Below are 9,156 nucleotides of genomic sequence, written 5' to 3' on the forward strand. Positions count from 1 at the left end.
TTATGTCGCACAGCAGATCGCCTCGCTGCCCGGCCGGCTGAAGACCAGCTTCGACCCGATCCTTGGCCCGGTGATCACCCAGAGCCTGGCCGCCGGTGACCGCGCGGCCGTGGCGGCACAGGTGCGCCAGGTCGGTTTCTGGATCATGGCGGCGCAGGGGTGCCTGGCACTGATGGGGTCGATTCCGGGCGAGGCAGTGATGGGCACGGTCGGGCCGCAATTCGTGGCGGGCACGGCCGCACTCGCCTTTTTGCTGATTGCCGAGGTGCTGGCGGCGACCGCCTCGGTCAGCGAATCGGCGCTGATCTATGTCGCGCGGCACCGCAACCTGCTGATTTCGGGCGTGATGCTGGGCGTGCAGGTGGGCCTGAGCTTTGCGTTCATCATGGTGATGCGCCGGCTGGGCTGGCCGCAAAGCTATCAGGCGGCGGGGCCGGCGCTGGCGCTGATGGTGTCGCTGGCGCTGACCTCGTTCGTCAAATCCACCCTGCTTGCCCGGCTGCTGGGGGCGCGGGTGTCGGGCTGGCGCTGGCAGCTGGCCGGGGCTGCGCTGGTGGCGGTGGCGGTGGGCACCATTTTCACCTCGCTGCCGCACCGGCTGGAATGGGCCGAGCTGGTGTTCGGCCTGCCCGCGATTGCCGGCAGCTATCTGTTCATCCTGTGGCGCTTTGCCTTCCGCGCGGAGGACCGCGCGCTGTTCGCCCGGATGCCGCGCGCCGGCGGCTGATTCGAAATTCGCGAGGGAGCGAATTTCGAGGCGGCGCCGGCCCGCTCCCCCGCCCGGCCGCCCATTCAGGCTACTCTCGTGGGCGGCCGGGCGGGGGAGCGGGCCGGTGCCGGACGATCCGAAACAGCGTTTCGGATCAGACGCTCAGTGCTGGAAGTGGCGCATGCCGGTGAAGATCATCGCCACGCCGGCGGCGTCGGCGGCGGCGATCACTTCATCGTCGCGGATCGAGCCGCCCGGCTGGATGACAGCGGTGGCGCCTGCCTCGATCGCGGCGAGCAGCCCGTCGGCAAACGGGAAGAACGCGTCGGAGGCAACCGCCGACCCGATCGTGCGCGGCGCCGGCCAGCCGGCCTTGTCGGCCGCATCCTTTGCCTTCCACGCCGCGATCCGCGCAGATTCCAGCCGGTTCATCTGCCCCGCGCCGATGCCGGCGGTGGCGCCACCGCGCGCATAGACGATGGCGTTCGACTTCACATGCTTCGCCACCGTCCAGGCAAAGCGGCAATCGGCCAGTTCCTGGGGCGTGGGCGCGCGCTTGCTGACCACCTTCAGCATCGCCTCGCTCAGCATGCCATTGTCGCGCGACTGGACCAGCAGCCCGCCGGTGATCGTCTTCAGCGTGAAGCCGGCGCGCGCCGGATCGGGCAGCGTGCCGGCGATCAACAGCCGCAAATTCTTTTTCTGCGCAAAGATTGCGCGGGCCTCAGCATCGGCGCCGGGCGCGACCACCACTTCGGTGAAGATTTCGGTCATCGCAGCGGCCGTCTCACCATCGAGCGGGCGGTTGACCGCGATGATGCCGCCAAAGGCCGACACGCTGTCGCACGCCAGCGCCGCGCGATAGGCTTCAACGAGCGTAGGCGCACTGGCGACACCGCATGGATTGGCGTGCTTGACGATCACCACGGTCGGCGGGCCGTCGCGGAACTCGCTGATCAGCCCAAATGCGGCATCGGCATCGTTATAATTATTGTAGCTCAGCTCCTTGCCCTGCACCTGCTCGGCCCTGGCAATGCCGCCGGCGCCGACGGCCTGCCCGACATAGAGCGCCGCCATCTGGTGCGGATTCTCACCATAGCGCAGCGTCTCCTTGCGCGTGAACGCGATCGGCATCACCGGGGTGAACGGCGTTGCCCCCAGCGCGTCTGCGCCAAGCGGATGGGTATAGGCGTCGTTCCAGGCGAACCAGTTGGCGATCGCGGCGTCATAGGCAGCTGTGTGGGCATAGGCCTTTGCCGCCAGCCGGATGCGGTCTGCCAGCGTGGTGGTACCGCCGGCAACCAGCGCATAATCGGCCGGATCGGTGACGATCGCCACATGCGCATGGTTCTTCGCCGCCGATCGCACCATCGACGGGCCGCCGATATCGATATTCTCGATGATCTCGTCGCGCGCCGCGCCTTTGGCGACAGTGGCCTCGAACGGATAGAGATTCACCACCACCAGGTCGATCGCGCCGATGCCATGCTCGGCCATTGCCGCCATATGGGCGGGGTCGTCGCGCACCGCCAGCAGGCCGCCATGCACCATCGGGTGGAGCGTCTTTACCCGCCCGTCCATCATTTCGGGAAAGCCGGTCAGGTCGCTCACGTCGCGCACGGCGAGCCCGGCGTCGCGCAGCGCCTGCGCGGTGCCGCCGGTCGATACCAGCTCCACGCCTTGCCGGGCCAGCGCCTCAGCCAGCGCGACGATGCCCGTCTTGTCCGAAACCGACAGCAACGCCCGCCTGATCTGCACTGCGCTCATGCCTTCGTCTCCCCTATCGCGCGCGTTTCAGCGCCCAGCTGACATTGGCGCCCCCGGCCGCGGCGGCGGCGCTGACCACCAGCTGCTGTATCGTCACCGGCCGGCCATTGCCATCGATCCACAGACTGTCCTCCACCGCCATCGTGCCGCCCTTGCAGCGGAACTGCCACAAAGTGCCGCCGGGCAGTCGCAGCACTGCGGCCTGGCCATCGGCGGTGGGCGAGGCCTGCACCCCCGGCCCCAGATGAAAGCGCACGGCAAAGGGGGTGGTGGCCGCCTTGGCGCGCCGCCCGGCGGGCAGCAGCATGTCCTCCCCGCGCAGCTCGCGCCCGTCGGCAGACAGCACCAGCTGGCGGCGGTGGACGAAGCCGTGGCGCCGGGCATAGCCGTCATGGCTCGCCTCGATCCGGCTCATCGTCTCGCTTTCCTGGCGGCTGAGCTCGACCGCGCTCACCCCGCGGCCCAGCGCACCATCGGCGTGGATCGCGGTTGAATTGCTGTCGCCCACCACCAGGGTCGAATGGGCAGCGGTGGTGCGCAGGCCATGGGCGAGCTTGTCGGGCAGGCGCGCCGTCACGAAGCGGGCGCCGCCGCAATTGACAATCAGCCGGTGCGGCCCGTCCGACAGTTCGAACGCCAGCGTGGAGGCGCAGCCGCCATCGGCCAGCCGCGCGACCGGCGGCGGGGCCGCATCCAGGATCAGCACCGTGTTGCCGGAGGACAGCCGCTGATAGCCCCAGTCGCGCGCGTGCTTCAGCGGCCGGGTGCGCACGCCCGATGCCTCGATCACCGCGGCCAGCGCCTCCGCCGCCATCGGCCCGGCGCCCTGCCAGCTGCTGAGCGCCTTGTCGCCGTGCAGCAGCGCGAGCAGCGCCGGCACCATCAGCGCTAGCGTCTCGCCGACAAAGCCGGGCGGCTCCAGCCGGCGGGCGGCATAGGCCTCGCGCAGCATGGCGAGCAGGGTGATCATCTCCACCTGCGCAGCCGGCGCGCGCTGCACATTGCCGCCATCGCTGTGCACGGCGCCGGCGATGGCGCGCTGCAGGCCCGCCTCGCCCGCCTTTTGCCGGGTCTCGCCGCCGGCGATCAGCAGCCCGGCGGTAACGACCCCGCACCATGCCGCCACCCGCCCGACGCCGGCCGGTGCCTTGTCGGCGCTGCGGTCCAGATGGCGGGCGCCGCGCGCCATCGCCGCCAGCAGCCGCGCGCGATAGTCAAGATCGGTGCTGGACAGCAGCAGCGGCGCGTGCGCGGCCCAATAGAGCGTGCGCCAGCCCAGCAGATCGGGCCGCCACGCCGGCGCCGAGATCGTGCCGGCATGGGCGGCCAGCCAGCCGCGCGCCAGATGTTCGGCAATCGGCGCGCCGGCCGCCCGCGTGGCCACGCTCGACAGGTCGCGCAGCCAGGCAAAGCTGTGCAGATAGGTAGCAAAGCGCGGCGACCAGTCGGGCTTGGCGAAGTTGAGCGCGGCAATCGCGCGCCCTTCGCCCAGAAACTCGATCCGCCCGTCGAGCAGCGCCTGGCCGCGCGCCAGATCGCCCAGCACCGGATCGTCGGGCACCGCGACCAGCTTCAGCGGCTCCTTGCCCTGCAGCCGCAGGCCGTGCAGCGGGGTGCGCCACGCCAGCCGGTTCAGCCGTTCCGCCAGCTGTTCGGCCAGCGACAGCCCCTTGTCGCCGCCAATGCGGATCAGCCTTTTGCCCTGCTCGATGCTGTCGGCAATGGCATCCCGGTGCGCGGGCGGTGGCTCGGGCGCGGGCATGGATGTCAGCCCCGCAGCGCGGCGATATTGGCGGCATAGGCGGCCGGGCCGCCCTTGAACACGGCAGTGCCGGCGACCAGCGCATCGGCCCCGGCGTCGCGGCACTGGCGCGCGGTCTCGGCATCGACGCCGCCATCCACCTCCAGGTCGATGGGCTTGCCAAGCTGGTCGATCTGCTTGCGGATCGCGGCGATCTTGCGCAGCTGCGAGGCGATGAAGCGCTGCCCGCCAAAGCCGGGATTGACGCTCATCACCAGCACCAGATCGACCTCTTCCAGCACATAGTCGAGCATCTTGGCGGGCGTCGCCGGATTGAGCACCACGCCCGCCCGCTTGCCGAGCGCCTTGATCCGCTGCAGCGTGCGGTGGAGGTGCGGGCCGGCCTCGGGATGAACGGTGATGGTGTCGGCGCCCGCCTCGGCAAAAGCGTCCAGATAGGCATCGACCGGGCTGATCATCAGATGCACGTCGAACGGCTTGGCGGTGTGCGCGCGCAGCGCCTTGATGACGGCCGGGCCGATGGTGATGTTGGGCACGAAATGCCCGTCCATCACATCGACATGGATCCAGTCGGCGCCGGCCGCGTCGATCGCGCGTATTTCCTCGCCCAGCCGGGCAAAATCGGCGGACAGGATCGAGGGCGCAATGCGGACCGGCTGGGGCATGGTGCAGGCCTCTATCATGGTCGCCGCCCGCCGCAAGCCATTGGCGCGCCCGGTTTGGCTCAGCCGCGCGAGGGCGGCGCCTCCACGGCCACCGGCGCGGGCTTGGCCAGCCGGTAGGGCAGGCTCAGCGCATAGCCGCCCAGCCCCAGCAGCACCAGCAGCGACACGATGGTGGAGACGAACCGCCCCTGCTTGAAGGTCCCGTCCATGCCGAAGGGATGCGCCAGGCGGGCGACGAAATAGGCGCCGCTGACGATCGCCAGCCACAGGCTGGTTCCCTCCGCCAGCTCGATCACTGCGATCAGGATCAGCACGAAGGGGGTATATTCGGCGAAATTGGCATGGGCGCGGGTGCGGGCCAGCACGCGGGCATTGCCGCCATCGCCCAGCCCGCCGCCAATCGCCGAACGCGACGCGCCGGCGCGAATCGCCAGCCAGAGATTGATCAGCGCGGCCGCCCCGGCCGCCGTCAGCGTGACGGGCAAAATGGCAATCGACATTGGTTTCCCCCTGATAGGTGCAGGCGCCGTGATGCCAAGCCGGGGCCCGGCTTGCAACGCGTGCGAAAATCGGTATAGGGGCGCGCTTCGCATAGCCCTGCGCCGCTGGAGGCTTTTCGGCGGCTGATTCGCCGTTGCATCCCCCGGCACGCGGGCCTATTCGCCGCCGAAACAACCTTAGTCAACCGAAAGTCCAGGTGCCGAAATGGCCGTTCCCAAGCGAAAAACCTCGCCCTCCAAGCGCGGCATGCGCCGTGCCCATGACGCGATCAGCGCCGATGCATTCCAGGAATGCCCCAATTGTGGCGAACTGAAGCGCCCGCATGTCGTTTGCCATGCGTGCGGCCACTATAATGGCCGTCAGATCATCGCGGTGGGCGGCTAACATCTTGCGCGCCGGGGGGCGGAGCCGCTGATGCACGCCCGGATCGCCATCGATGCAATGGGCGGCGACGGCGGCCCGGCCGTGATGCTGGCCGGTGCGGCACAGGCGCTGCCCCGGTGCAGTGGCCAGCAGCTGATTCTGGTGGGTGATGAAGCCCGGCTGCGCGCCGAACTGGCGCGCCACCCCGCACTTGCCGGCGCGGAAATCGTCCACGCCGCCGACACTGTCGATTCGGGTGAAAAGCCCAGCCTGGCGCTGCGACGGGCCAAGACCACGTCGATGGGCGTTGCCGTCGATCTGGTGAAGCAGGGGCGTGCCGCCGCTGCGGTTTCTGCCGGCAATACCGGGGCGCTGATGGCGATGGCCAAGCTGTCGCTGCGCACCCTGCCGGGGATAGACCGGCCGGCACTGGCCGCCGCGATGCCGACGCTGGGCGCCAATGACGTGGTGATGCTGGACCTGGGCGCCAACACCGAGTGCGACGCCGCCAATCTGGTTCAGTTCGCGGTGATGGGCGCGGCCTATGCCCGCACCAGCTTCGACCTGCCGGCGCCGCGCGTGGCGCTCCTGAACATCGGCACCGAGGACATGAAGGGCACCGACAATATCCGCGACGCGGCCGCCCGGCTGAAATCCGCGCCCCATCTGCCGATGCGCTTCACCGGCTTTGTCGAGGGCAACCACCTGTCGCAGGGCGATGTCGATGTCGTCGTGTGCGACGGTTTTTCGGGCAATATCGCGCTGAAGACGGTGGAAGGCACCGCCCGCTTCGTGGCCGATCTGCTCAAGCGCGCGTTCAGCTCGTCGCTGCGTTCCAAGGTCGGCTTCCTCATCTCGCGCCCGGCGACCGAGCTGCTGCGCGACCATCTGGACCCCAACAACCATAATGGTGCCGTGTTTCTGGGCTTGAACGGCTTGGTGGTGAAAAGTCATGGCAGCGCCAACCAGGCCGGGGTCGCCAACGCCATCGCGCTGGCGGCAAAGCTGATCCGCGACGATCTGATTCGCCGGATCAGCGACGATCTGGGCAATTTCGAATCGCAGGCGGCATGACCCGGGCAATCATCACCGGCACCGGCGCGGCACTGCCGGCACGCGCCGTTTCCAACGCCGAACTGGCCGAGCGGGTCGACACGTCTGACGAGTGGATCGTCGAGCGCACCGGTATCCGCAACCGCTACATCGCGGGCGAGGGCGAGACCACCGCGACACTGGGCGCCGAAGCCGCGCGCCAGGCGCTGGCCTCAGCCGGCGTGGCGGCCGACACGGTCGACCTGATCGTGCTGGCCACGGCCACGCCCGACCAGACCTTTCCGGCCTCCGCCACCCGCATCCAGCATCTGCTGGGCATCGCGGATTGCGTCGCGTTCGACGTCGCCGCGGTGTGCTCGGGCTTCCTCTATGCGCTGCAGGTGGCCGACAGCATGATCCGTGCAGGATCGGCCCGGCGCGCGCTGGTGATCGGTGCTGAAACCTTCAGCCGCCTGCTCGACTGGGAAGATCGCACCACCTGCGTGCTGTTCGGCGATGGCGCCGGCGCCATCGTGCTCGACGCCAGCGAGGACGAGACGCGCGGCGTGCTGACCACGCGGCTCCACGCCGACGGGCGCTACAATGATCTGCTCTATGTCGATGGCGGCCCGTCGACCACCGGCACCGTCGGCAAGCTGCGGATGAAGGGGCGCGAGGTGTTCCGCCACGCCGTCGTCAACCTGGCGGAGGTGATGGAGGAAGCGCTGGCGACAACGCCCTACACCGCTGCCGATGTCGACTGGGTGGTGCCGCACCAGGCCAATGCGCGGATTCTGGACGCGACCGCGAAGAAGCTCGGCCTGCCGCCGGAAAAGGTGATCGTGACGGTCGATCGCCACGCCAACACCTCGGCCGCATCGGTGCCGCTGGCGCTCGACACGGCGGTGCGCGACGGACGCATCAAGCGCGGCGATCTGCTGGTGCTGGAAGCGATGGGTGGCGGCTTCACCTGGGGCGCGGCGGTCGTGCGCTATTGACCGGCCATTTGTGACGCCATCGTAACAAAGGCTTTGTTCAATCCTAAGTCTGTGATATCAGCCGACTCTTATGGAAACATAGGGGAGCGATGCGATGGCGTCAGCCGAAACACTTACCCGGGCCGATCTGGCCGAAGCGCTGCACCGTGAAGTGGGCCTGTCGCGCATCGACTCGGCACGGATGATCGAGCGGATTCTGGCGCTGATGAGCGATGCGCTGGCGGCGGGCGAGAATGTGAAGATTTCGGGCTTTGGCACCTTCGTCATCCGCGAAAAGGGCGAACGGATCGGCCGCAACCCGAAAACCGGCGTTGAAGTGCCGATCGCGCCGCGCCGGGTGCTGACCTTCCGCGCCAGCCAGATGATGCGCGAACGCATTGTCGAGGCAGGATAGGGTGCCTGAAAAGGCACCGGGCGCCTATCGCACGATTGGCGAGCTGAGCCAGGAAATCGGCGTCGAACGGCACATCTTGCGCTATTGGGAGAGCCGGTTCGAGCAGCTCCGCCCGCTCACCCGCGCCGGGCGGCGGCGCTATTATTCGCCCGATGATGTGGCGCTGGTGCGGCGCATCCACACGCTGCTGAGCCGCGATGGCTATACGATTCGCGGGGTGCAGGCCCTGCTCGCGCGCGAAACCCGCCGGCCGGAGAGCTTGCGCGCGATCCGCGACGCGCTGGCCCAGGCGCTGGCGGCCGACGCGGCGTAAGGTTTGTTTACGGCTGGTGCCGAAACCGTTTCACCGAAGCCGACACCCGCCTAGGCAGGCACCGCCAGCCCCCGGGCGAGCAGCGCGGCGACCGTCTCGCCAATGTCCTCCGCCGTCCGCTCGGCGCCCCACACGCCGTAGCGTAGCCCCAGAAACACGTTCATCCCCATGATCGCCCAGGCGTGCAGCTCGGCATCGATCGGGCGCAGCTCGCCGCGCGCGACGGCGGCGGACAGGCGCTGGGCAATGCGCTCCGCCGTGGTCTGGTAATGCGCGCGGAAACTGTCGGGGTCGACGAATTCGGCCTCGTCGATGATGCGGTAGATTTCCTTGTGCGTGCGCACGAACTCGATGAACGCCTGCAGCCCGGCCTGTTCGGCGGCGATCTGGTCGGGCGCTGACTTCAGGCGCGGGGCGACATGGTCGCGCACCTGATCGGACATGTCGCGCACCAGCGCGCGGAACAGCGCGTCCTTGCTGTCGAAATAGGTGTAGAAGCTGCCCAGCGCGATGCCGGCGCGCCGGGTGATGCTGCTGATCGAGGCATCATGAAAGCCCCGCTCGCCAAATTCGGCGCGGGCCGCGTCAAGCAGCGCGCGCAGCGTCTTGCGGCCGCGATCGGTGCGGGGCGTGCGGTCCTGTGGCGCGCGTG

At 68.9% G+C, this 9,156-nt stretch carries 10 protein-coding genes and 1 pseudogene; 6 read left to right on the forward strand and 5 right to left on the reverse strand.

Annotated elements, in window-relative coordinates:
* Window positions 1-727: pseudogene (locus K2Y03_RS04160) on the forward strand (lipopolysaccharide biosynthesis protein); the annotation flags it as partial.
* A gap of 144 nt (window positions 728-871) precedes the next feature.
* Here the strand turns inward: K2Y03_RS04160 and purH are convergent.
* The 4 genes from purH to K2Y03_RS04180 are packed head-to-tail and all read right to left on the reverse strand — an operon-like array spanning window position 872 to window position 5,403.
* Window positions 872-2,476 (reverse strand): bifunctional phosphoribosylaminoimidazolecarboxamide formyltransferase/IMP cyclohydrolase, encoded by a 1,605-nt coding sequence (gene purH / locus K2Y03_RS04165; protein ID WP_294088487.1) that lies wholly within the window; start codon window positions 2,474-2,476, stop codon window positions 872-874.
* A 13-nt stretch (window positions 2,477-2,489) separates the two neighbouring features.
* A complete protein-coding gene (locus K2Y03_RS04170) occupies window positions 2,490-4,238 on the reverse strand; it encodes a heparinase II/III family protein (RefSeq protein WP_294088488.1) in 1,749 nt (582 codons plus the stop codon).
* Window positions 4,239-4,243: 5 nt separating this feature from the next.
* Window positions 4,244-4,903: a ribulose-phosphate 3-epimerase gene (rpe, locus tag K2Y03_RS04175; RefSeq protein WP_294088490.1), complete on the reverse strand. Its 660-nt coding sequence runs from the start codon at window positions 4,901-4,903 to the stop codon at window positions 4,244-4,246.
* 59 nt (window positions 4,904-4,962) lie between these two features.
* Window positions 4,963-5,403 carry an MAPEG family protein gene (locus K2Y03_RS04180; RefSeq protein ID WP_294088492.1) on the reverse strand — a complete coding sequence of 147 codons (441 nt, stop codon included), beginning with the start codon at window positions 5,401-5,403 and terminating at the stop codon, window positions 4,963-4,965.
* Window positions 5,404-5,608: 205 nt separating this feature from the next.
* Between K2Y03_RS04180 and rpmF the strand changes: the two genes are divergently transcribed.
* The 5 genes from rpmF (at window position 5,609) to K2Y03_RS04205 (ending at window position 8,504) form a co-directional block, all read left to right on the forward strand.
* On the forward strand, window positions 5,609-5,788 hold the full coding sequence (gene rpmF / locus K2Y03_RS04185; RefSeq protein ID WP_294088493.1) for a 50S ribosomal protein L32: 180 nt from the start codon (window positions 5,609-5,611) through the stop codon (window positions 5,786-5,788).
* A gap of 30 nt (window positions 5,789-5,818) precedes the next feature.
* Window positions 5,819-6,841 (forward strand): phosphate acyltransferase PlsX, encoded by a 1,023-nt coding sequence (plsX, locus tag K2Y03_RS04190; RefSeq protein WP_294088494.1) that lies wholly within the window; start codon window positions 5,819-5,821, stop codon window positions 6,839-6,841.
* Window positions 6,838-7,797, forward strand: coding sequence for a beta-ketoacyl-ACP synthase III (locus K2Y03_RS04195; RefSeq protein WP_294088495.1), 960 nt, complete (start codon window positions 6,838-6,840; stop codon window positions 7,795-7,797). Before plsX ends, K2Y03_RS04195 begins: the two co-directional genes overlap by 4 nt.
* A gap of 94 nt (window positions 7,798-7,891) precedes the next feature.
* Complete coding sequence (locus K2Y03_RS04200) at window positions 7,892-8,191, forward strand: integration host factor subunit alpha (protein WP_294088497.1); 300 nt, start codon at window positions 7,892-7,894, stop codon at window positions 8,189-8,191.
* A 1-nt stretch (window position 8,192) separates the two neighbouring features.
* The gene (locus K2Y03_RS04205; RefSeq protein WP_294088499.1) at window positions 8,193-8,504 is read left to right on the forward strand and encodes a MerR family transcriptional regulator; all 312 of its coding nucleotides are present in this window, start codon (window positions 8,193-8,195) and stop codon (window positions 8,502-8,504) included.
* 50 nt (window positions 8,505-8,554) lie between these two features.
* Here K2Y03_RS04205 and K2Y03_RS04210 read toward each other — a convergent pair.
* On the reverse strand, window positions 8,555-9,156 hold a 602-nt coding region (locus tag K2Y03_RS04210; RefSeq protein WP_294088501.1), incomplete at its 5' end, for a TetR/AcrR family transcriptional regulator.

Origin of the sequence: Sphingomonas sp. (assembly GCF_019746015.1) — a bacterium.
GTDB lineage: Bacteria > Pseudomonadota > Alphaproteobacteria > Sphingomonadales > Sphingomonadaceae > Sphingomonas.

Coding starts and splice junctions, on each gene's coding strand:
- purH (WP_294088487.1), bottom strand. CDS start 2,476: ATGAGCGCAGTGCAGATCAGGCGGGCGTTGCTGTCGGTTTCGGACAAG.
- K2Y03_RS04170 (WP_294088488.1), bottom strand. CDS start 4,238: ATGCCCGCGCCCGAGCCACCGCCCGCGCACCGGGATGCCATTGCCGAC.
- rpe (WP_294088490.1), bottom strand. CDS start 4,903: ATGCCCCAGCCGGTCCGCATTGCGCCCTCGATCCTGTCCGCCGATTTT.
- K2Y03_RS04180 (WP_294088492.1), bottom strand. CDS start 5,403: ATGTCGATTGCCATTTTGCCCGTCACGCTGACGGCGGCCGGGGCGGCC.
- rpmF (WP_294088493.1), top strand. CDS start 5,609: ATGGCCGTTCCCAAGCGAAAAACCTCGCCCTCCAAGCGCGGCATGCGC.
- plsX (WP_294088494.1), top strand. CDS start 5,819: ATGCACGCCCGGATCGCCATCGATGCAATGGGCGGCGACGGCGGCCCG.
- K2Y03_RS04195 (WP_294088495.1), top strand. CDS start 6,838: ATGACCCGGGCAATCATCACCGGCACCGGCGCGGCACTGCCGGCACGC.
- K2Y03_RS04200 (WP_294088497.1), top strand. CDS start 7,892: ATGGCGTCAGCCGAAACACTTACCCGGGCCGATCTGGCCGAAGCGCTG.